Consider the following 22,508-nt stretch of genomic DNA (forward strand, 5'->3'; position numbering starts at 1 on the left):
GGAACAGGTTTAGCGCGTAAATAGGTCAAATACTCATTAAAGTTTTTTTCAATTAAGGTCAACGCCTGATTTGGCTATAAAATCTATAGCAGCTGCTGAAAATTTAGCGGTATATTTCTGTGCGTTAATTAAAAAGGTCTTGGCGCTCTGAACCTCAGCCGCCGGTAGAAAGCGATGGGCTTTAATAATAATGATGCGGGACTTTAAATCATCGATCAGTTCCTTCCGGAAATCGTTAAGTTCAGTTCGGTCTAATCCAACGATATTTATTGTTTCGCTTCCATAATCCGTCTTGTGCTTGACTAATTCATCCTCAAAGTAAATATGATCTCTGGGATCTATTGTTGCGGGGTCTATCAGATAAGGGTCTTCTAAAGTAAGGTCATCATTGTGATTTCTTGCCCTGGTCGATCCAGCCTTTAGCGGGAATAAGTTCCCTTTATATTTTGCCCCATTACATTTTCTGCAACAGAATAGCAGATTGGACCAGGTATAACCCAGCCAATAATATCCAGGCTTTATCAATGCATCTTTTCGTTTTTGTTTGAAGCCCTTTTTCGGGCGGAAGTGCTCCACCGTCCCATCTTCTTCCCGCTGGTCCTTTTCACAAAAGCAGCATTTATTGCCTTGAGCGGTTCGTAAAGCATCTTTTACAGTCGAGTGTCCGTAAATACCATTAAGGATATCAAACTCAATTATCAGATTTTTATAGTTATCGGGATTTGCATCATAGTCCTGGCAATTTTGCAAATTGGTATCTGCACCTTCGTTTAACAGTCGATCCGGTACAGCAACTGGTCTGTCGATCTTTATCATTCCGCAAATTTGATTTCCCCGCTTTGAATCTTGTCATACAAATTGGAGATGAACTCCCGCTTCTTGATCTCTTCTGGGTCTTCTCCTGTCGGCAATTTTTTCAGATTTTCATCGATATCCGCTAATTCAGTCTTTTCCTCATCGGTTAACTTCTTTTTACTGGTCAACTCCCGGCGTCGTAAAATGATTTCATCATATTTTATTCCCCGGGCCGTTTCCAATCCGAATAACTCGCTGGTTAGGATCTGGTCAACCCGCCAGCCATCTAAATTCTCCGGCCTGTTGATGATCTGAAGGTTTTTCTCGTCTTCATTATAGGAAACTACGGCATAGTTAAAGTCCAACGCAGCCTGAACCATCAAAGGACTGTGAGCTGTGGCTATAAATTGTACATTAGGGAAATTTGCAGACAAGTTTTGCATGATGTCCCGCTGCCAGATAGGGTGTAGATGCAGGTCTATTTCATCTATGAGAACGATAGCTGGTTCTTTTAAAGGCTCGTTTGAAACCGCTTGATATTTATTAAAAAGCCGCCAGGCTAGATCTATCGTCCATGATGTTACCGTTTTGTACCCGAGGCTGAAGTCACCAAACGGGATCTTTTTCCCGAATTTCGTGGTAATGACCACGCCACCTTCAGGATCATTTAAGAGCACTTTGGGTGGCAGGATGTCGATGCTGGCAATATCTTCATAATCCGGCAATACGTCGACCAACATCTTTTTAACATCATCAATGAACTTGCTATACTTTTCACGCTCTTTTTCATTGGTACTGCCCAATCTGGCATAATTCAGCGTGTGCAGGATCTCTTCGGTATCATACAATTCACTCCGCTCACTTATAAAGCCAGGTATGGTATCCAGTAATTTACTGTTCGCCAAATTCTGCTTGCCTAAAACCCGTGAAGCGCTATATCCGTATACGATCACTTCGTCTTTGTAAAATACTTCTTTCTTCTCATCGGAGACAAAAGGTTCTACTAATAGTAATTTTCGATCTTTATCCAGACCGATAACCATACTCGTTTCGCAGGTATCCGGAGCCTCGTTCGGAACGGTCCCGAGTTTTTGATTTGCGACGAAATTCCCGTGTATCTCCGCCTTTAATTGTTTATTGCTAAAGCGCGAGACAAGACGTTCAAGCGTTTCGTTCTCTTCATCGTTGATCAGCGGCGAGGGCTTAAGGTCATCAGTATCCGCCATATCATAAGGTAGCGCGGGCTTCATCCACGCGATACATTGCAGCAGGGTCGATTTACCGATACCATTTTCACCCAGGATCAGGGTCCATTTGGAAATTTCGCCATTAGGCTTCCCCATCAGTAATTCGGCAGGTCCGCTAAAGGTTTTTACACCCGTTAACAGCAAGGACCTAATATAAATAGGAGTTACTTTCATATTGTAATGTTTATGAACAACCTTATCGATGAATACCCCGATAAACGCTTTAATTTCTAATTGATGGGTTAAAGTTATTACTTTCTCTGATTGTTATTAATCAAAGTCTAAGCTTTGCAGTTGATCAGCAAGTTTTCTGCCGATCTCTGTTAATCCATGACATTGACAAAAGTTGTTTAAAGCCTGGAAGTCCCCGGCAATATCGGCCATACGGTAGGTTGCGAAATTGTAGTCCCTGTTGTTAAGTTCAGTGTGATCTCTTATGTTTTGAAAAAGATCCCTGATCGCCCGGAAAACGAAAAGGCCATGTAATACACCCATCAGCGGGCGCTGCACATTCCGCCAGGGTGAAAAAAAGGTATCCATACTATCCGGCTTTACTAATTCGATATACTCCTGTATCAAAGTCAATTTTAAATGCATCGCCTCGTGAAGAATACTCTCAGCTACCCGCAGGTCACCATTTAAAGAATCGTCTTCACACACCGACACAAAGATCGTGAACGGCAGATTGGGATGACTGTAACTGGTATCAAATTCAGGCCCCTCAGCCGTTACCACCTGGATGCAATTCACTAATTCAGCGATACAGGCCGCGCATTCGGGAATAAGACCCAAGATATTTAATGCTGCCTTCAATTTGGAAGCGGCCCTGGTGCGGATCAATTCACGGCCAGTTAAGGGGACCAGCCCATGAGCTTCACAAAAATCCGCTAGCTTGGGGTCGGTCTTCTCCAGATAAATGGTATATTGATCGTAGGTGGCTAAAAACTGCTTATCCAGCGACGCGTCCTCGATATCCAAAACGGCCGCGGTGCTATAGTTTTTTCTGTCTATTGAACTGCTCTTAGCGAGCGCTGTATATTTTGCTTCGACCAATTGATGGGTCGATCCGGTTTCCCACAATGGTGAAGGTTTATCCAGAAAAATCCTGACAACCGCCTGAATGGTTTCAACAGCACTCATTAAATGTATAGACTATTAAATGTATAGACTAAGGTATATCTCGTAAAATCATGGACAGCCGATACGGCATGAAAAGAACGGTCCGATATTTCGAAGCCGATCCCTGTGTTATGGAGTGGCCGGATGATCTTGGCCACGTCGGATGGCTGTTTAGAATTGAACAACATCAAATAACCACCTTTTTCGTCCTTCCAATTGTCGTTGATCTGAATGACCAGCCGATGTGTCTCATCTTTGCCTATGAAATCGTTGTGTACGCCCATTTTATGGCCGTCGATCAGTTTATGGGCAGTGATATCGATCACTTTCAATCGGCATCCAAACAGATTATTAAAACGCTCGGCAAGGAATTGCAGGGTATCTTTACTATTTAAAAATCCCAATGGTTCCGGCAACTCAAGGCCGACCAAGCTAAACTCATATTGGGTATAAAAATTGGTCTTGGTGAACGACCAAAGTTTGGTTTTTTCGAACCAGGCCAATAGTTGTTCTGCCTTGTCCGCCGAAAAAGCTTCGGTCACGCTGAAGTGCGGGAACGGATCAGGCTTCAGGGCCGATCCTTGCAGGGGTATATTTTGTATCTCAGGCAACGTTTCCATATAGCTTAGCTAAGGCGGCTTTCATTTCATCAATTAACAACATTTGATCGGCGCAATAAACCGAGGTGTTGTTAAATCCGGTCTCCTTTTTCCAGCGGTGCAAGATCATGCCGCCGCCGCAAAGATCAAGATAAGGGCATTTCAAACATTGTGCATTTGATGGCCTTTGCATCCGGCGGTACTCTTCAAAATCTTTTGAATACAAGAACGCCGACAGCTCCCCATCCTTGATATTTACCGGTTGCCCGAACTGGTCAGCGCCATTGAATGCGCTCTTCAGCGTGTCATTTTTGGTGAGCGTACCATCCGTGTCAATGATCAGGATGCCAAAATCGGTGATGCCCAACCCCTCCTTAGAAACGATACCACCCAATAAAACTTTCAGCATATCGTCCAGTACCCTGATCGGCATAGGTTCGCGGTCAGCCAGGTAAACCTGGAGTAGTTGCGCCATCCAGTTTCCATATTCCGTTGAATAAAGCGACCTTTTGCCAAATGGCAGGCGGTCGTGGTTCCCGTCCTTATACAAAAAGTCTACGCTTGGCGCGCCCAAAGATTTAAAAAAGTAATAGACCTCTGCCGGGTCGGAAAAAGGATCTACGACCGCAAGCAAGCCGGCATTTAAAAAAAGATGGTCGGGATGCCCTTTGAGCAACTGGTAGCCTTTAATTACCTCATCGAAAGTACCGCTTCCGGTGTGGCCAATGCGCCATTGGTCATGGACCGCTTTCGGGCCATCGATACTGACCGCAACGCTCGCCCTAAATCGAGAACAAATATCCAATAGTTCTGGAGTAATCAGTACGCCGTTTGTTTGTATGCTGATCGGAAATTCGTAAGACAAAGAGTTGCGAAGTGTAGCCAATAAGAACTTTAGACGTTCCACACCTAATAAGAAAGGCTCTCCGCCGTGCAGGACGATACTAAATGGTTTGCCCTGGAGATCGGCCACCTTTTTTAGTTCACGGGCTGTAGCACTGATCGTTTCATGGGTCGTGAACTTGCCCTGGCGGGCCCAGTTATCATCTCCCATATGGTAAACATAGCAATACGAGCAATTGATATTGCACCTGCTGGCTACCTTGAGTAAAACGGTATCTATCAGCGCTTCCAAATCCTAATTATCTCCCGCGGTTGTGACGGTTATGCGTTCTGTTGTAAGAGTGAATGCGGTTCTCTTTTTCAAAATCGATCTCGCCGATCAAACGTTTCAGCACTTCGTTGTCCATCTTCGTATGATCGATCACAATTTGCTGCGCTTGTTGCTCTGCGGCTTCGTTTTGAAGGTATTTCTCGTTAGTTTGTTCCATAAAAAGACCTTGATTATCAGGCAAAGTTATCAATAAAAATAGCCTTATTTTTTTTATTTTGTAATGAATTGATTTTAAGAAACTTATTTCTCAGGATGAGCCGATGCCTATACTTACTCCTGAGCATCATTTTAAACACGAGCAGCAGGATGACAATGATCAGAAACAATATCAATTATTTAACTATCAATACTTTAAAATAAGCATCATTATCAAGCACATTGTCAAGATCATCATTTTCGGCACATTCACTATCTTAAAAAATAGCAGCATATTTTGTAAAAGCAGAATTGTCTGCTCTTTTGCTTAATTTTAAAGAAAAAACCATGCTCAATCATCAATTGACCCAGCAACTCAGAAATGAATTTGAAAGTGAAGCAGGAAACAAACTGATACCCGATAATAACCCGACCGAGTTCGCTGTGTTTCTCTATGAAAAGCTTTTAAAAGGCCTCAGTGCCACGCTAAAGGAAGAACTGGCCAAAAGTCCTGAAAACAAGGGTGCGTTGACCAGTTTTCAAAATAACCTGGAACAGAAATTAGGCACCAAGCTTTAACTATGATCCTGTAACCATAATATCATGCCGGCATTTCAACTTAAATTTAACGGAATAGTGGTCATTCAATCACTTATGGCTAATGAACGACAGACCGCTCAAATGCTGTATAATGATATAATCTCCCGCTATTGCGATCTGAAAGGGCATGGAAAGTATTTTTTCAACGTTAGTTCCAAGGCTGATTTACTGCCGCGATAGACCACATCTGCTGGATGGTAGTGAACGGATGATCTTTTTCCTGTCCTGCATTTTGAGATACACGGCAGTCCTGATGGCTTTATGCTCAATAACGGTGAAATTATCCGATGGAAAGAGCTGGAACATTATTGTCGTCTGGTTAATATTAAAACACATAACCAGTTGATCGTTACCCAGGCTACCTGCTGGGGCAGTGAGATATGGACGATGATCGATGTGACAAAACCGGCACCTTACTGGGGCTTTTTAGGAACTAAAGCATCTATTAACAACGATGACCTGTTGGAGGATTTTACCGGTTTTTATGAAAGTTTCCTGACCGCCAATGACTGGGGTGATGCTTTGCAACAGATCGCACTCAATAACAATCGCAGCAAGTACATTTACCTCCATTGCAAAGGGATATTTGAACATTGTATAGAGAAAGACCTGAAAGGCACAACGGTCGATAAATATGCCAAATTCAAGCAACTGGCGGGTCAGACCAAACTACATTTCCCCCAACTAAACCGGGCTGAACGCCGGAAAAAGCTAAAGCAGAATATTGCCACATTGAATCGCGATCAGTCGCTGGTCAATATGAAGCGCATATTCCTGATGTATTGATCACCCGTTCTAATTTATCGCAGCGCCCCGTGTTTTGCACCGATATATCAATCAACAGGCAAAACACGGGGCGTTCCCGGGGCTTCGCATGGCGGAGCCCGCCGGGCAATTGTAAAATTCCCCCTCAGGCCTTAACCATACTTTTTAAGCTACTTTTAAGGGCTGTGTCCTGAAATCTTTGAGGTTTAGAAAAAAACCCCTGTTAAATAATACGCCCTCCCTGAACTGTTGCCACAATAAGGATGCGCCAACGTTGGCGAGTGCCGAGTTGATGAATAAATCCTGCTTGGTGAGGGCTTCGGCCAATGAGCAACTAGGCGCATTATCATTGGTGAATTATAGCGGCACGATGCTGTGATCCACGCCGGGGCTTTTGCAGCAGAGCGAAAATGCCGGAGGCGGCGGTTGGGATCGGCAGGGTTCAGTGCATGGCACAGGAGCGTAGCGCAGCCCGAGAGAGTCTGGGCCGCAGGCACCGCACAGAAAGAAAGGATATCACATTTTTCTTAAATTAGGCTTTTATTTTTTAGCACATGGAACTGACCGTTAAGGATACCGAACAAAATATGGATTACTGGCTGCAACGGCCTTATTTGAGTGAAGCAACCAGATCAATAATGCAAGCGCAGGAGGTATTAATCGTTCCGGAAGAAGACTTACGGGAATATACGACACCATTATTTCCCAGTAACCTGATGGTACTTTATGATGAGCTAAAGCAGTATTTTAAGGTTGAAGCAGCCATCAATGATGAGGACTACCATGAACTGTCGCTGAACAGCAAGGTGCATAAGTATGGTAAATTTGTGGTGATCGCCGTGATCGTGCCGACCTTTGTTACGGTCTTGGGTAATTATATCTCGGATAAACTGAAGCACGAGGACCCGAAAGATGAGATACAACTGGATATAACGGTTCAGGGCGACCAGGGTCAGGCTAAGACCGTTCATTTTAAGGGAACGGCGGATAATTTCAATAAGGTAGCGGAAAAAGTAAAACAGATCGCCCGGGAACAAGAAGATGAACATCGAACAGATACTGCGCACGCCGCAACAACTAAGAAGTAAGGCTGAAACGGATACGATCAACACTTATCTGACAGCGCAACTGGAAAGCGCCATCGCAGCGGCGGATGAGCCTAATGCCAATAAGTGGGCTTTATTGTCTATGATCTTCGAGGCGCAAATGGACTATTTGCGGGTGTATGCCCTTTTCGAAAGCGAAGAATATTATGCAGCCTGGTGCCTGCTGGAGCGCATTGAGATCGCCATTAAAGGGATTTTCCGGCTTTACCAGTTCGTCGAAGACGAGTACCGGATCAAGTTCATCTTCGAATATATACGTAAGCTCCAGTCGCTCTTTCCTTACAAAGTATTTGGCAGCAGTGAATATATCAAAGAGATCGTTCGTTGCGGTATCTGTAATGAACTGGTCACGCTGCGCAAGCGTTGCGGCCACGTGAAGGGGCAGCTTTACATGGGTAAAATGTGCGTGCATGAGATCGAGCAATCTCATTTTGTCGGGATGTCCATCGTTGATGTGCCTTTCAATAAATATTCGGTCATGGGGGTTACCAGTAAAACCGATGACAGTTATCATTACCCGCAGATCGAGTATCTGATGAGTGTCATTGACCATCCATTTAATGAATGGCAAACCAAAAACTACAAGATATTTAAACCCCACCGAGAATATCAAACCGGGCGTAATGAAAAATGCCCCTGCGGTTCCTCCAAAAAATATAAAAGCTGCTGTTTAACCAAGCCGGGAATAGAGACCGACCATACGGATTTTTTGCTGACCTATCCGACCTTAAAAAGTAAATTAAAAATGAACCAGCTCAAAAATCGCAAGTGATTGTTGCCGAAAAATGCTAAACTTGAAGGTCTGAACTTTATTCAATTTTATGCAAACCGGCCAAACTACAGTACGCGGCATTTTCGACGGAAGCCGCATTTTTAACGTACCGATCTATCAGCGTGCTTATTCCTGGGAAAAAGACAACCATTTGCCTTACTTTTTCAATGATCTGGTCAATCAACAGGCAGACCGGCCTTATTTCTTAGGGACATTCCTTTTCCATGAATGCGGCAGATCGGCGGATTTCGAGGTCATCGATATTATCGACGGACAGCAGAGGCTGACCACCATGATCATTTTCATGAATGTGCTGATCAGGGTGATGCAAGCGGCAGGGTCGGCTTTGGCATCTGATCGTACCTATCGCATATTCATTCGTGACGGCGATACCTATAAACTGGAACTCAGTAACGAGGATACTGCTTTTCTGCATCAATATATTTTGGGTAAGGATGACCCTTTGGACGAAGAGATCAACACGCCTTCAAAAAGATTGCTGCTTGAAGCCAAAGGCTATTTTAACAACAAACTGAAAGACCTGCAAGCCGAACAACTGGACAAGCTTTATATCACCCTTACGGAAGCGGAGGCCCTGTTATATACTGTCAAGCAGATCAGCAGCGCTACACAGATATTCGAACTGCTGAACGACAGAGGCAAAAAGCTGACCGACCTGGAATCGATCAAAAGTTTCCTGATGTACAATATGGGATTAGTGGCTGCAAACCCCGATCAGTATATCAAGAATATACAGCAACACTTTGCCGATATCTACCGCCTGATCGAACTGTATGCTATTGATGATAATGATGTGCTGCGCTACCACACCATCGCTTTTGAAAAAGAGTTTGAAGAACGACCGAAGAAGTTCATAAAAAGGAAAATCAGTAAGCTGATCAACGCCGGTAAAAAAGAGGAGGCCAAACTTGTCATTGAACGGTATACCAAATCTTTATTACAGTCCTTCCAGCTATTCCGGAGCATCAAAGACAATACCGTTAAAGAGCCGCTACTCGATAACTTGTTCATGATCGGTAAAGTCGGGCCATATTACCCCGTCATGATGAAAGTACTGAAGGAACAGCCGGCAGACTTTAACCGATTGTTGCAGGAATTAACCAACTTTACGTTTAAGGCCAGTATGTCCAACCTGCGCAGCAGCGGAGAAAGTTATTTTCATACTGACCTGCGCAACGGGCAGGATGTCATCCGTAAGATCATGCTTTTCTCCCGGGATAACTGGTGGAATATTAACGGACGGGTCAAGGCGTCGCTGGCTTATGCGAATTATTATGAGTGGCTTAATAATAACCTGGTCAAATATATCTTGTTCTCCTATGAGAACCACAGGCGTGAAAAAATAGGTTTCCCTTTACTGAGCCGCTCGGATTATCATTCAGATGACAACAGGAAAAAGTTAAACATCGAACATATCACTGCCAAAAAAGCAAAAGGCATCGTTTTCGATGATGATTTCAAGGAAAACTATCTGCATCATATCGGCAACCTGGTCATCGACAGTACCGCCTCAAATTCCAGTAAGAACAATTCCGCCACCGGTGACAAACTCGAACATTTTCAACGGGCACCTATCATGTCGCAGAACGAGATCGACCGGGAAACGATCGACTGGACCGACCTGGAAGCCGTCAAAAAATTCATCACCGACCGTGGCCAAGTACTGAAAACATTCATCGTCGAAGAAATACTGAAGGAAGGGGATGAATTCGCTTATTACCTGCCGGCGCCAACAGCAACCGTAAACCCTAACAGTTAAAGCGATGAACATCATACCATTCAAAGGGCGGAACACCTCGCTGCACAACAAGCTCAATTTCCTGTACAATACCGGTAAGACCTATATTATGGACAACCATATGGCCGCCGGTTGGTGCTGGTTGCAAAAAGTAGATCTGTATAATCAATATCACTTGTTTTATATTGACCGCCATTACAATCTAATGGTCAGCCAGATAGACGAATGGGTAGCGTATCTCCACACGATCGAATTCGATTATCAAGCGGTCAGTATAGAAGAACTTCAGGCTATCCTGTTCACCCGTCCCGACAATCCGGATGGCGGCGCGTTTCCTTTATTTCGGTGGGATAATTATATCACCATCCTTGACCGGCTTTATCCGGCGCTCTGGTCTGATCGGTCTTTCGTTACCCATCGTGATGGCGATATCCCGGACGGTTATGAACTGCATGAGCCGGATTTCGAGGACCTGCCTAAAAACCTGGGCTATTGGCTCGAAAACAAGCGACATAAAAGCGTCCTGAACCTCGACATTGATCATTTTTTCATTAAATACAATCAAAAATACATCCAGCTTTTCACGGACGACTTTATCAAGGTGGTCGCCAAAGAGATCGCATCAGCCTGGGATAACATCGAGGTTTTTACTATCGCATTGAGTCCGGAATGTTGCGGCGGTTGGGATAATGCCGTCCGGGTCGCCAAAGTGATTACCGACGAGCTACAAATAGATTGGGAAATGAAATAATGGAAAGATCAAATGAACCGAGCATAAGCTGGCAGGAACTTGCGCCCCGTGGCTCAGCGTATCCAAGAGAAACGTTCGATAGCTATCTCATTCGTATCCGCCTGAACGAAACTTATGATCATATCCCCGACGAAGTTTTCGAGCAATGGATCTATCCTTTGCACCAGGACGAACAAACGCTTCGGAATTATGCCTGGTTGGATGTCAGTGTATTACGGTTCGATCGGGTTTTCTGGAGTTTTGAGCAATTACAGGGCATTCACCTGATCGACTTATTTGAACCGATGCGCAGGGGCTATGATAACGAATTTGCCAGATTGCCTAAATCGGAAGCGCCTTATTGGGAAACCCACTGTACCTGGCGCGTACCGCCGATCATCGCTGATATCGACAGTCTGCCCAAGCCGTTTCCAAACAAGGCCGAACTTCGCCGGCCTTACCAACTGGTAGAAGGACATTCCCGTTTTCACAACCTGCTGATCAGCCAGCACCAACAATTGCATTTGGCAGCACTGCATCCTGTTTATTTAATGCGCGGCCCCGGACCGCAAAAAAGCACTTAGCCCTATGTCGCAAACCAAACAAAAAGCGCAGCACATCATCGATCAGCTCAAACAGGGCAGATCCGTTGCTGCTTTACGGGTGGAAGATTATCCCAATAAGACGCAATGGCATAATTACTCGGCAAAAGCCTACGAGCTCAACTTACAAGCAGCCCGGAAAGCGAGGGCGATCTTAGAAACCAAACGGCCACATGCCGCCACCTCGAACAAGGATATCCAGGCTATGATCGCCCTGAACGAAAAGCTGGCCGACTATGCCTTATTGATGCCGATCTATTCTACGCTGGCTGATTTTGAAAAGGTTTGTAAACTGGCTAAAAATCTACCAAATTCCGAAGCAGAGGTCATGGATTTTGTGGGATTGTTTACCATGGACTTTAACCGCCGTGTTCATCAAAAGATCGGCCGCTTCGAACATTACCGTTATTTCAAAACTTTCACCAAGCTGATCGATGCGGCGGTGCTGTGTTATTACCGGATGAACTTCATCAGCTGCTACCTGACCCTGGTACCCATCATCGAAGGCATTCTTATTCGCTGGATGGGATATGCAGAAAATGACACCAAGCCGGAATTTGAGGATATACGAAAGTTCTTTAAAAATTCACATGTGCGCCAGCCTTCACCGGGCAATATCCTTTTTCATCAGGTCTACATCAAGGCTTGCGACAAGATACTGAATGAGCACTTCTATCGTCCAACGGACAGCGGTAATTCTTATGCCAACTTTAACCGTCATGTCGCGTCGCACCTGTTGAACGACACGCAGTTCGCTACCCGGCAAAACTGCATGCGCTTATTCCTGCTACTGGATACGATGACGGAGATCTACTATTATGAAAGCCATGAACCCGATCCTCGTTTCAGTTTAAGTAAAGAAGTGGTCACCCCGGATTTTGAGCTGTTCAAAGGTGTTTGGATGTCCAACCTTTACCAAACTGCAGAGCATGTCCTGTTAAAAGACCATATTAATCTGTAAGCCAAGCTATCATGGAAATACTATTCACCAAGGCGCAGATCACGGCCATCGAAGAGGAAGCCAGTTCAAACTTAGCCTTTTACCTAGATACCCGGGTCATTTCCGGCGAAGCCACAGAGATATCCATACTCACCATTTCTGAAAAGCACCAGCTCATTTTTACGGAGGGTAACACGCATACCGGTTTCCGGCACCTAAAAGACCGGCATGCGCAGTTCTCTTACGAGCACTATTGGCAGAAAACACCTGACGGTTATCGTTTAGATGCCCCCAGCAAATTCCATCCGGGCATGATGCCCATTATCGATTATGTTAAGATCGCGGATACCATTTTCCTACCGGAAAACAAGAATGTCACTAAAAACAATCATCCGGATCAATTCGACAAATACTCCGGTACCTACAGTTACCAGAGCGGACCGGATGAAAAATATCACCTGCTGACCTATAAAGACACCCGCATTGTCCATACGCTGTTCCCCGATAAAAAACGTCACAACCGTAAAAGCAGGGTTAAGCTGGGTAGGGGTGTGGTGACCACCAGCTTCAAATTCCCGGAAGGCCACAATGACCTCGTATTACCTTACACCGATAGCTCCGGAAAAACCGCCTATTCTATACTGATCCGCCGTTATTTCCCCCAGGAAATTGAACACCGGTTTATCCAAAAACACGATAACACAGGGGAACCGACCGATCTTTTCCTGATCTATGAAAGCCAATTGAGCGGTTTCGAACGTTTTGACCATGAAGATACCAACTATTTCCAGCACGGGGATATCAGCGAATATGAACAACTGATCAGCGAGATCGATCAAATTTACAAGCAAGGCAAATGGGCGATGAATGATTAAACAACAAGCGGCAGACGGCTATTGAGTGCCTGCCGATAAGTTTCCTGGTCGACAACCTGCCGGTTAGGCAACAAGCCTAAATAATACTCCCGCAGATCAAATGATCATAGCCCCCCTGCACGGAGTTCGCATTCAGTTTAGCCAGCGTAAATTTTCCCATGCCACCGTTCCCCTGAAGGATCGCGCAACGATGCGCACTAAGCGCACTTTGATCTCTCCCACACAATCGCTGCGCCCTATCATGTCTTTAGCCTCAACAAAGGGTATTGCTGTCAAATACTTAGGCAATTGATGATCTTTTGGCTGCACGGCTAAGCTCCGCCTGGGCTCGAACCAGGTACCAAAAGATTATAAGACTTTTGGTTCTTTTATTCCCATACCTCGCTAAGGGTATAATAAATGATGCCAGGGATTGGATTAAAAAGCCCGCAACATAGCGAGGACTTGTAAAGAAAGCCTAACCAAAGGCAACGCCATAATTAGTCTGATGATGTGTTAGGTAATTTAATTCCACCACAAACTTCATTCAATAAGTCGCATGGAGAAATATCAATAGCCAAGGCAATCTTCCAAAGTTCATCTGTCGTCAACTTTGTAGTTAAATTATTGGTTAATTGCGTCAACCGAGCCTTACTAATGCCAGTACGCCTAGATATCTCCGCTTTGTTAACAGATTTTTTAGTTAAATATAAGCCGAGTACCGTCATCAATTCTAAAATTCTTAACCGTTATTTAGAATTAAAGTACATCTGTTTCTTACTTCTAAATAATAATTTTGATTTTGGATAGATTATACGTACACTTGTTTAGAAAATCTATACAATTAATAAAAAACAGTTATATAAAAATATTATAAAATAACTTTACGGATACTTCAAGATACTTTGTGGTACTCGTACTTAGAGTCTCGCTTTAGAAACGTAGGAAATTTCAAAAAGGAAACGAGGAATAAGTGCAAGTGCCCACACCAAAGGTGTGGGCCTGCTTGTTCGTTTCCTGGTCTCCTACGACCTCTAAAGCGGCAGGTGGGTTCCACGCCTTTCGTGTTTCCTGCCTTTTTCATTCGATCTGGGTCATGTAAAAGTAGGCGTTACCTGCCCCATAAAAGGCGATGCATGGTATCATATTCTCACCTTCCTGACATCGAACTGCTCCAACTCCTCAAACAGTCGGACCATTCCGCCTACACCGAGATCTACCACCGATATTTCCACCTGATGTACGTTCACGCTTACAAAAAACTGCGTGACGAAGCCCAGGCTGAAGACATTGTCCAGGAACTGTTCGCTAAGCTTTGGTTTAAGAGAGATTTTATAGACATCGATCAAAACCTTTCAGCTTATCTTTATTCGGCCATCAGGAACAAGATCTTCGACCTGTTCGCCCATGAGAAAGTTAAATCTAAATACCTGGATTCGCTTCAGGATTATGTGCGCTCCGGCCAATCCGTACCTACGGATTCCCGCATCCGCGAAAAACAGCTGCAGGCCCATATTGACAAGGAGATCGCAGCCCTGCCACCTAAAATGCAGCGGATCTTTGAAATGAGCAGAAAGGAAGGACTGAGTCATAAAGAGATCGCAAAGGAGCTCTCCACTTCGGAGAACAATATTTCCACACAGGTTACCAGCGCGCTCCGTATTTTGAGGACCAAACTGGGGCTATTTATTTACCTATTTTTGATGACCAGGTTATAAATCAGTTAAGGTCTTAACTTCGCCACAAAAAGAGAAACTTCCAACCGATGGCAAAAGTGTCGGAACATATTGGCCATTCGAAATATTGACAACCAATAACAAAGATTTTTCAAAAGAATAAATTTGTACTTGTACATGATATTTGGCCATATAGAAATAACATCCGTAATCCGACCATACTTCATTTGATAATTACGGTACTGCCAATCTATTACCGAATAACACCCAGTGATATAGAAAGGACCGGTCCAGCATAAGGTAATACTTAGTCTTATTCCGAAACTTAAAATGGATTCCTAAGCTAGGCTCGAAACAAGAGTCCGTTCACTCCTATGCATATCGTTATTTACTGAACAAATCCCAAACGACCAAGTCCTTGATGTTTTACCTCCCCCAACCGCGTTAAGGATTGACGTGAAAAGCCCGCAGTATGCGAAGCAAGCGAGGACTTGCAACAAAAGCCTGGCCGGAGGCAACGCCACGAAAACTTAAACCATCTTAATTTTGGCGTGTAATCCTCCTCATCATCACCAAGAACAACCCATTTCCGGTTTCAACTAACCCCAAACCCCAAAATTAGCCTCAACAATCACATCAAAAAACATTTACTAAAACCCATCTCCACCAAAACCAATAAAAATATCCCCCATATTTTTTCGATTTGATTCCCCTTTACCTCCCCCCCTCTCCACCAAAACCAATAAAAATACAATCCCTGATATTCTTTTAAATTTCCTTTTATAGCCCTTAACCCTTTTCTTCTCCTCCCTTCCGATCCCCCTTCCATCTTATCCACAAACCTGCACAAATCCGGCCCGTTTTTTAACTTTGGCCCGATGAATATGATCCGTACTTTTCTCCTGTTATCCGTACTTACACTTTCCGCATGGCATAAACCGCAAACCACCGGACTCCTGGAAGATTTCGGCAAGGGCAGTAAAACAGCCTACGCCCCCAGTTCCGTGACCTTCACCAGCGGAACATGGTACCTGACAGACGCGCTGACCGATAAAAACGCCGTCCGTATCAGGAACAACGGCAGGCTTTCCATGACTTTCGATTTTAACGGCGAGGCACGGACGCTTGAGGTCAGCTACGCAGCTTACGGGAGCGATGAGAACTCCGGTTTCCAGGTCTGGTATTCCACCGATCAGGGTAAAAGCTACAGGCAAACCGGTACCCTCCGAAATACGCAGGGAAGCACGGAACAATCCACGACCTTTTCCACGAACATCAAAGGGCCGGTCAGGTTTGAATTACGCAAGGTTTCCGGCGGCAAGAACAGGATCCTGATCAGCAAATTCGCCATCAATGCACCTACGCAGCCCTCAGCGCAAACCTCAGGCAGCTCCCAATCATTGAAAAGCAATTATAACTACGACAACAGCAACCTGCTGCTTGGCAACCCGAGCCATGCAAATACCGACTTGAGTACCCCCGATAATTACCTCATCGACAAAAGCTATTATATCAGCAGCTACAACAGGAGCCGGGGCTGCCCGAATTGGGTGAGCTGGCACATCGGCAAAAATGATTTCGGCAGTGCGGACCGGCAAAACGATTTCCGCCCGGATGCCACCCTGCCCGCAGGCTGGTACCAGGTGGCCGATACGGATTATAAAAATTCCGGCTTTGACAAAGGGCACAACTGCCCCAGCGCGGACCGGACCAGCACAACAGCAGCCAACTCGGCCACTTTTTTAATGGACAACATGATGCCTCAGGCCCCCAATAACAACCAGAAGACCTGGGAGCACCTGGAAGCCTATTGCCGCGACCAGGTCAAAGCCGGCATGGAGGTTTATGTCATCGCCGGGAGCTACGGCTCTGGCGGCTATGGCCGGAGCGGCTATTTTAAAACGATCGCGGGCGGCAAGGTGACGGTGCCTTCGAATATCTGGAAGGTCGTGGTGGTGATCCCGGAAGGCGATCATGACCTGCAGCGCATCAATACGAAAACCAGGGTGATCGCCGTCAATACACCCAACGATAACATTATCACGCCGAACTGGATGAACTATACCTGTACGGTCAGGGATATCGAAAAGGCCACAGGTTACGACCTGCTGTCCGCCCTGCCAAAACCGGTACAGGACGCGGTGGAAACTGTAAAGTTTAAGGGCGGCAATTGATCCGCCGTCCTCGTTGTCATTACTATTTGACAGGGTCAACTGATCCCATCAAACTATCAGGCCATCATGAGCGCCCCGAAAGAGGCCCGGAAGAACGCATTGAACAAGGTATCCTGGACCTCAAAAATAGTAGCGTATAAAAAAAGAAAACTAAACCTTGCGGTAGTGGCTATCTATACGAACGCGGACCATTCGGCTCTTGGCGTTCCGGAGCTTTTCACGCTATTACCGGATACTTCGGTAAAGGCATTATTCAAGGAAATACTGTTCAATGCTGTAACGGGCAAATCGGGCTCCGGGGATTACTACCAGGTAATATGGCACACGATACGTGCCAAATGTTTTGCCAGCTGACTAAGCAGCGTAAATATGCCTGTTGGTATCGGGTTATAATCTAACCGGTTTATTTTTTGACGATATGCGTTGCATCGATCACACAGGCGAGCGCTGCATAACGCAGGGATTCAAAATCAGGAATGTAACTACCTGTATGCAAAACCTCAAATTGCAAAATATGAAGATCGACTACAACGCGAAATAATTTGGCTGTGTCAAATTCTGGCAGCGCAAACAACATCGCCGTTTTATTCGTGTTCAATGAAATATCAGCGATTCCCTTATCACCGTATTCCGCTTTGCAAAAATTTGAGATACAATTTTCGATCTTCTTCAACAATTGTTCCGGACCGGACTGGTTATAAACAGGAAATGCGTAACTATTCTTCCGAAATTCAGCTAACATCAGCCTGTCCGCTTTTGAGAGGCGGGTATAAATTCTGTTGAAATCCACGACGATATCGCTACGGATACCATTCAATGCGGGTGCCATGATTTTCTTTTGGAAGACCATCCGGTATTGGTCGAACCAAACCGCCTTCCCTTTATCATAAAGATTTTGGAGATCAATAAACGATTGGCGGAGACTTTCTGCTTCCTCTTTACTTTCGGGATGATTCCCGACATATATATTCAACCGCTCGAACAGCTGGTTAAATATTTCATTGTTACCTGCACACTCTTCGGCAGAGAATTGATTTGGATCCATAGGAGCAAAATACCGAAAAAGGAGAGGACTTGATTCAATGTGAGTGAAAATCGCTTTCTTTTTAAACTATTGTCAAGCTTTGTTTAAATAGCAGGATCAGCACACTCTTCAGCCTGGAGAACAGTAGTATTCCCAGCAGCCAGATCGTCAATATTTCACTTATAAGTAAAACCATCAGGTTCTCTATATAAATAATTTAGTAAATTTGCAGAATTACTGTATTTTTAAATGAACTTCACATTAGAAAAAATAGAAAGGCTAAGCGGAGAACAGGCATCGGTATATTCCGTGACGCTTGAAGGAGATGATGGCTCACTATTTGAGAAGTTTTTAGAGGAATATACTAATGACTATAAAGAAGAGATCAAAGACCTGGTAACGAGTTTGCAGAAAATAGGCCATAAAACCGGCGCAAGGGCGGATTTCTTCAAAGTCGGGGAAGGGCGGATGAAGGACAATATTGATGCATTATTCGATGAACCTGATCGTAACCTGCGGCTTTATTGTATCAGGTTTGGGCGCGACTGTATCATACTGGGTGGCGGAGGACCAAAATCAACCCGGAGCTGGCAGGAAGACCCCAATTTAAGCAATCAAATGGAAATACTGATGGCTATCGCTGACAGGATCCATAAACGTTTTAAGGAGCGTGATCTACGATGGGCTCCAAACATGCGGGACATTATAGGAGAACTCGATTTTAAGGATAATGACGATGATGAAAATTGAAAAAAAGAGCAAGCGGGACTCAATCATTGACGATGTGCTGGACTCGGTCAGCCCGATCGACGACCGAAAGATAGAGCACAGATTATTACTTGCGGCAAGGATAGCGGACCTGATCGCGGAAAAAGGTTATTCCAAAAAACAATTCGCAGACCTGATGGATAAAGAACCGTCAGTGATCAGTAAATGGCTTGGTGGCACCCATAACTTTACTCAGGACACACTTTCCGAGATCAGTTTCAGATTAGGTATTTCGATGGTGGATTTCTACCAGGAACGGCAAAATCCGGTTGTCTTCCGCTCCACTTTCGATGTTACTCAGGTTACTGGCATTACCAAGATAAATCAGACGACACCATTAGCTTCGTATTATCCTGTTGATGCCGGGTTAATGAAGTTAAATGAACAGCCTTTTGTCTTGGCGCATATTGATCCTTCCGCAGGATGGTTGGATTTGATGGGCGCACGAGCCGTTTGTACCCAGATCACTGCCAGAATAACAGGCCAGGATGAACCAGGCAAATCAAAAAGAAAACGTCACCCGGAAGAAAACACTGTTCGAAAGGCTTAATTATGAGCAAAAACAAAGAGAAATTCAATGCCGACTTCCGACTGATCCAGATCACAGAACGGAGGTTTGATTTCAATGTCCCGGATGCATTCCAGCCAAGGGGCGATTTTCAATACGCTGTTTCCCTGGAAATCAGTATGAATGCCAGCAAGCAAAAGTTTTATGTCGACAATCGGATCGAAGTACGGTCAGAAGTGAATGGCGCTGTGCTTTGTTTGCAGGATACCCGATATTATTTCGAGCTCATCGCGGACAAGGCCATTGATGTATTACCTTCGGATTTACAGATCAGCGCGAATGCCATTTCCCTTTCCACCTCACGAGGGCTGCTGTATTCACGTCTTCGCGGAACGGCGTTGCATAACGCCATTTTGCCGCTTATCGATGCATCCGCTTTTTCGACCAACCAGGTAGGACAGTAAAGTAACCAGCAATTTCTGGATGCCTGAAGAAGCGATTTCCTCAAGTAATTTCACAGCGTTCCATTACCCGTTGACCATGTTAGTCCTTGTTCGGCTGAAGCACCACTACCTGTATCTAATGAGGTACTTTTAAATAGGATCACTAACTTGACAAAGTTCGGATATATCAATCATTTAATTTAGTATTCTTAGTCCAATCAGATGATTCCAAATGCATCCTCCCGTTTTGCTTGAATTAAAAGGTCTTCTATAAGTACACGTACACGCCTTATCGAATCAGTCCTAAAGAACAGATTCCTCCCTTTATTGAACCGTATCCTATCACATCCGCGTTAAAGAATGCCGTTAAAAGCCAGCAGCGCGAAGCAAGCGGGGACTTGCAATAAAAGTCTGGCCGGAGGCAACGCCAAGAACACTCAGATCTTGTTAATTTTAATATATAATCTTCCTCATCATCATCCAGTACAACCCATTTCCGGTTCCGGTCAACTCCTAATCAAAGAACCATCCGCAGCGATCTACACCGATATCAACGCCTACATAAAAAACATCAACCCATATAAAAGGCCGGAGCGTTTATTCTCCGGCCTTTGAAGTATCATAATCTAGGATCGCTAAAGCTATTGACCTCCTCCATGGTCATTCCCAACGCATTGGCCACGCCGGCACCATAAGCCGGGTCTGCCTGGTAGCAGTTCCGGATATGACGGACCTGAATAAATTTCTGCGCGCCGCCGACCGCGGCAGCGGTATTGTTAAACAATAACCTTTTTTTCTCCTCGCTCATCAGGCGGAACAGGTTGCCCGGCTGAGAAAAGTAATCACTGTCGTCTTCCCGGAAATTATAGCTATAGGCATCTCCATGCAGGGCCATAGGCGGTTCCTTGTATTCGGGCTGTTCCTGCCATTCACCAAAGCTGTTCGGTTCGTAGCCCAGGGTAGATCCGTAGTTGCCATCAACCCGCATGGCACCGTCACGGTGATAGGCATGGTAAGGGCATCTGGGTTTATTTACCGGGATGTGCGCATGATTGACACCCAAACGGTAACGCTGCGCATCACCGTAAGAAAATAACCTGCCCTGCAACATTTTATCCGGGGAATAACCCAAGCCCGGCACCACATGGGCCGGATTGAAAGCTGCCTGTTCCACTTCCGCAAAGTAATTATCAGGATTGCGGTTCAATTCAAATTCACCTACCTGAATTAAGGGGTAGTCGCCATGAGGCCAGACTTTGGTCAGGTCAAACGGATGGATGTGATAGGTTTCAGCATCCTTTTCCGGCATGATCTGAACATAAAAGGTCCATTTCGGAAAATCGCCGTTTTCAATCGCGTCATACAGGTCACGCTGGTGGGTTTCGCGGTCATTGGCGATCAGCGCTGCAGCTTCCTCGTTGCTGAGGTTCTCAACCCCCTGCTGGGTCAGGAAATGGTATTTTACCCAGAAGCGTTCGTTATCAGCGTTGATAAAACTAAAAGTATGACTGCCGAACCCGTGCATATGGCGATAGGATTTCGGTATTCCACGGTCGCTCATTACCACAGTGACCTGGTGCAATGATTCCGGGAGGAGTGTCCACCAGTCCCAGTTATTATCCGCACTACGCAGGTTAGTCCTTGGGTCACGTTTCACCACGTGATTCAGGTCAGTAAATTTCAACGGGTCGCGGATAAAAAAGACCGGCGTATTATTGCCAACCATATCCCAGTTACCTTCCTCGGTGTAGAATTTAAGCGAAAAACCACGGATATCGCGCTCCGCATCAGCAGCACCGCGTTCACCGGCGACGGTAGAGAACCGGGCGAACATTTCCGTTTTTTTACCGATCTCCGAAAATAATTTGGCTTTGGTGTAGGCGGTAATATCGTGCGTCACGGTGAAGGTTCCGTAAGCTCCTGAACCCTTGGCATGCATCCTGCGCTCAGGGATGACCTCGCGGTCAAAATGAGCTAATTTTTCCAGGAACCAGAAGTCCTGCATTAACAGGGGGCCTCTCGGACCGGCAGTCATCACATTGTTGTTGTCAGGCACCGGGCGACCGGTCGCGGTGGTAAGTTTTTTATCATTTTCCATATGGTGATTTTTTGTGGCATTCCATTGTTCAACCAGATCAGAAGTTTAGCTGCCGTAAAATGCAGCCGCCGTTTCGATTTCATGGGATCAGGATGCCTTGGTTAATAATGCTTGTTGATTATCGGGTACTATTGAGATATTTTAAGCGGGTGTGGCCGACGCTTTAAGAATCAGTGCTGCAACTTCCGCGTCCTGCGAAGCCAAACAGCATTTCCTGCTTTCAGGTGTATGCTCCTGCGGGCATTGACACGCGGCTGAACAGGCTGCTGTTTCTGTCCGGATCATTAGATCGTTATCTAATGCCGGGTAAAGGTTTGCTTTTTCTTTCCGCGCAGGAAACAGGAATTACATACTGGCAGGGAGGACCATTACCAAATGCGCTGTGGGCCGGCGCAATGCTGAGTTTTTTTTTCATGATGTTCATATTTGATAGCATAAACTGTTTGAGCTTTTGCCGAAAAGCATACCAATTTGATACCCAAATACAAGTCCCTACAAATCAAACACTTAAAAAAAATCAATTTTCGATACTTTACTAAATAGCGTTAAGTCACGATGCTTAAATGATATTTCGTTTATCCCGTAATGTCGGATCTTAACTCAAGTCAGAAGCATCTCCC

27 protein-coding genes are annotated in these 22,508 nt (G+C 45.1%); 15 read left to right on the forward strand and 12 right to left on the reverse strand.

All coding sequences use genetic code 11. From position 1 onward, the window contains the following. Positions 1-48: 48 nt before the first annotated feature. The 6 genes from EAH55_RS20495 to yhhA form a co-directional block, all read right to left on the reverse strand. Positions 49-816, reverse strand: a complete 768-nt coding sequence (locus EAH55_RS20495) for an HNH endonuclease family protein (protein WP_121811309.1) — start codon at positions 814-816, stop codon at positions 49-51. Next, positions 813-2,216 carry an AAA family ATPase gene (locus EAH55_RS20500; RefSeq protein ID WP_121811310.1) on the reverse strand — a complete coding sequence of 468 codons (1,404 nt, stop codon included), beginning with the start codon at positions 2,214-2,216 and terminating at the stop codon, positions 813-815. Before EAH55_RS20500 ends, EAH55_RS20495 begins: the two co-directional genes overlap by 4 nt. A gap of 96 nt (positions 2,217-2,312) precedes the next feature. After that, positions 2,313-3,182: an aKG-HExxH-type peptide beta-hydroxylase gene (locus EAH55_RS20505; RefSeq protein WP_121811311.1), complete on the reverse strand. Its 870-nt coding sequence runs from the start codon at positions 3,180-3,182 to the stop codon at positions 2,313-2,315. Beyond that, a complete protein-coding gene (gene yhhC, locus EAH55_RS20510) occupies positions 3,182-3,781 on the reverse strand; it encodes a cyclophane-containing peptide 2OG-Fe(II) oxygenase YhhC (RefSeq protein ID WP_121811312.1) in 600 nt (199 codons plus the stop codon). The genes EAH55_RS20505 and yhhC overlap by 1 nt, the downstream gene beginning before the upstream one ends. Further along, positions 3,765-4,895, reverse strand: a complete 1,131-nt coding sequence (gene yhhB / locus EAH55_RS20515; protein ID WP_121811313.1) for a cyclophane-forming radical SAM/SPASM peptide maturase YhhB — start codon at positions 4,893-4,895, stop codon at positions 3,765-3,767. The genes yhhC and yhhB overlap by 17 nt, the downstream gene beginning before the upstream one ends. Before the next feature lie 7 nt (positions 4,896-4,902). Further along, positions 4,903-5,091: a YhhA family cyclophane-containing RiPP gene (gene yhhA, locus EAH55_RS20520; RefSeq protein WP_121811314.1), complete on the reverse strand. Its 189-nt coding sequence runs from the start codon at positions 5,089-5,091 to the stop codon at positions 4,903-4,905. Positions 5,092-5,417: 326 nt separating this feature from the next. Here yhhA and EAH55_RS20530 point away from each other — a divergent pair, with 326 nt between their 5' ends. Then, positions 5,418-5,648, forward strand: coding sequence for a hypothetical protein (locus EAH55_RS20530; RefSeq protein WP_162996982.1), 231 nt, complete (start codon positions 5,418-5,420; stop codon positions 5,646-5,648). A 186-nt stretch (positions 5,649-5,834) separates the two neighbouring features. Here EAH55_RS20530 and EAH55_RS31020 read toward each other — a convergent pair whose 3' ends face one another. After that, entirely contained in the window at positions 5,835-5,975 is a 141-nt protein-coding gene (locus tag EAH55_RS31020) for a hypothetical protein (RefSeq protein ID WP_162996983.1), read from the reverse strand. Between the two features lie 36 nt (positions 5,976-6,011). On the opposite strand from EAH55_RS31020, the gene EAH55_RS20535 reads away from it, so the two are divergent. The 8 genes from EAH55_RS20535 to EAH55_RS20575 all read left to right on the forward strand — a co-directional run bounded on the left by EAH55_RS20535 (position 6,012) and on the right by EAH55_RS20575 (position 13,218). Beyond that, complete coding sequence (locus EAH55_RS20535) at positions 6,012-6,455, forward strand: hypothetical protein (protein WP_162996984.1); 444 nt, start codon at positions 6,012-6,014, stop codon at positions 6,453-6,455. A 533-nt stretch (positions 6,456-6,988) separates the two neighbouring features. Further along, a complete protein-coding gene (locus tag EAH55_RS20545; protein WP_121811318.1) occupies positions 6,989-7,522 on the forward strand; it encodes a hypothetical protein in 534 nt (177 codons plus the stop codon). Then, positions 7,476-8,312, forward strand: a complete 837-nt coding sequence (locus tag EAH55_RS20550) for an SEC-C metal-binding domain-containing protein (RefSeq protein ID WP_121811319.1) — start codon at positions 7,476-7,478, stop codon at positions 8,310-8,312. The genes EAH55_RS20545 and EAH55_RS20550 overlap by 47 nt, the downstream gene beginning before the upstream one ends. 49 nt (positions 8,313-8,361) lie before the next feature. Continuing rightward, positions 8,362-10,092, forward strand: a complete 1,731-nt coding sequence (locus EAH55_RS20555; protein WP_121811320.1) for a DUF262 domain-containing protein — start codon at positions 8,362-8,364, stop codon at positions 10,090-10,092. A 4-nt stretch (positions 10,093-10,096) separates the two neighbouring features. Beyond that, positions 10,097-10,822, forward strand: coding sequence for a hypothetical protein (locus EAH55_RS20560; protein WP_121811321.1), 726 nt, complete (start codon positions 10,097-10,099; stop codon positions 10,820-10,822). Beyond that, a complete protein-coding gene (locus EAH55_RS20565) occupies positions 10,822-11,385 on the forward strand; it encodes a hypothetical protein (RefSeq protein WP_121811322.1) in 564 nt (187 codons plus the stop codon). Before EAH55_RS20560 ends, EAH55_RS20565 begins: the two co-directional genes overlap by 1 nt. A gap of 4 nt (positions 11,386-11,389) precedes the next feature. Continuing rightward, a complete protein-coding gene (locus EAH55_RS20570) occupies positions 11,390-12,364 on the forward strand; it encodes a hypothetical protein (RefSeq protein WP_121811323.1) in 975 nt (324 codons plus the stop codon). A gap of 11 nt (positions 12,365-12,375) precedes the next feature. Further along, a complete protein-coding gene (locus EAH55_RS20575) occupies positions 12,376-13,218 on the forward strand; it encodes a hypothetical protein (protein WP_121811324.1) in 843 nt (280 codons plus the stop codon). Between the two features lie 479 nt (positions 13,219-13,697). Here the strand turns inward: EAH55_RS20575 and EAH55_RS20580 are convergent, their stop codons facing one another. Beyond that, on the reverse strand, positions 13,698-13,925 hold the full coding sequence (locus EAH55_RS20580) for a helix-turn-helix domain-containing protein (protein ID WP_121811325.1): 228 nt from the start codon (positions 13,923-13,925) through the stop codon (positions 13,698-13,700). Positions 13,926-14,333: 408 nt separating this feature from the next. Here EAH55_RS20580 and EAH55_RS20585 point away from each other — a divergent pair, with 408 nt between their 5' ends. The 3 genes from EAH55_RS20585 to EAH55_RS20600 all read left to right on the forward strand — a co-directional run bounded on the left by EAH55_RS20585 (position 14,334) and on the right by EAH55_RS20600 (position 17,401). Then, positions 14,334-14,915 (forward strand): RNA polymerase sigma-70 factor, encoded by a 582-nt coding sequence (locus EAH55_RS20585; RefSeq protein ID WP_121811326.1) that lies wholly within the window; start codon positions 14,334-14,336, stop codon positions 14,913-14,915. Between the two features lie 842 nt (positions 14,916-15,757). After that, entirely contained in the window at positions 15,758-17,047 is a 1,290-nt protein-coding gene (locus EAH55_RS20595) for a DNA/RNA non-specific endonuclease (RefSeq protein WP_162996985.1), read from the forward strand. 66 nt (positions 17,048-17,113) lie between these two features. Next, positions 17,114-17,401 (forward strand): hypothetical protein, encoded by a 288-nt coding sequence (locus tag EAH55_RS20600; RefSeq protein ID WP_121811329.1) that lies wholly within the window; start codon positions 17,114-17,116, stop codon positions 17,399-17,401. Positions 17,402-17,450: 49 nt separating this feature from the next. On the opposite strand, the gene EAH55_RS20605 is transcribed toward EAH55_RS20600, so the two are convergent. Continuing rightward, positions 17,451-18,092 carry a hypothetical protein gene (locus tag EAH55_RS20605; RefSeq protein ID WP_121811330.1) on the reverse strand — a complete coding sequence of 214 codons (642 nt, stop codon included), beginning with the start codon at positions 18,090-18,092 and terminating at the stop codon, positions 17,451-17,453. 228 nt (positions 18,093-18,320) lie between these two features. Here EAH55_RS20605 and EAH55_RS20610 point away from each other — a divergent pair, with 228 nt between their 5' ends. From EAH55_RS20610 to EAH55_RS20620, 3 genes are read left to right on the forward strand one after another with little or no spacing between them, the layout of a single operon-like run. After that, positions 18,321-18,821: a hypothetical protein gene (locus tag EAH55_RS20610; protein ID WP_121811331.1), complete on the forward strand. Its 501-nt coding sequence runs from the start codon at positions 18,321-18,323 to the stop codon at positions 18,819-18,821. Then, positions 18,808-19,389, forward strand: a complete 582-nt coding sequence (locus EAH55_RS20615; protein WP_162996986.1) for a helix-turn-helix domain-containing protein — start codon at positions 18,808-18,810, stop codon at positions 19,387-19,389. Before EAH55_RS20610 ends, EAH55_RS20615 begins: the two co-directional genes overlap by 14 nt. Before the next feature lie 2 nt (positions 19,390-19,391). Next, entirely contained in the window at positions 19,392-19,811 is a 420-nt protein-coding gene (locus tag EAH55_RS20620) for a hypothetical protein (protein WP_121811333.1), read from the forward strand. A gap of 598 nt (positions 19,812-20,409) precedes the next feature. On the opposite strand, the gene EAH55_RS20630 is transcribed toward EAH55_RS20620, so the two are convergent. From EAH55_RS20630 to EAH55_RS31415, 3 genes are all read right to left on the reverse strand, one after another. Then, a complete protein-coding gene (locus EAH55_RS20630) occupies positions 20,410-21,888 on the reverse strand; it encodes a catalase (RefSeq protein ID WP_121811335.1) in 1,479 nt (492 codons plus the stop codon). A gap of 141 nt (positions 21,889-22,029) precedes the next feature. Then, positions 22,030-22,173 (reverse strand): hypothetical protein, encoded by a 144-nt coding sequence (locus EAH55_RS31025; protein ID WP_162996987.1) that lies wholly within the window; start codon positions 22,171-22,173, stop codon positions 22,030-22,032. Between the two features lie 7 nt (positions 22,174-22,180). Continuing rightward, a complete protein-coding gene (locus EAH55_RS31415; RefSeq protein ID WP_262707308.1) occupies positions 22,181-22,303 on the reverse strand; it encodes a hypothetical protein in 123 nt (40 codons plus the stop codon). Positions 22,304-22,508 lie beyond the last annotated feature (205 nt).

Source organism: Mucilaginibacter kameinonensis (genome assembly GCF_003675385.1).
Lineage (GTDB): Bacteria > Bacteroidota > Bacteroidia > Sphingobacteriales > Sphingobacteriaceae > Mucilaginibacter > Mucilaginibacter kameinonensis.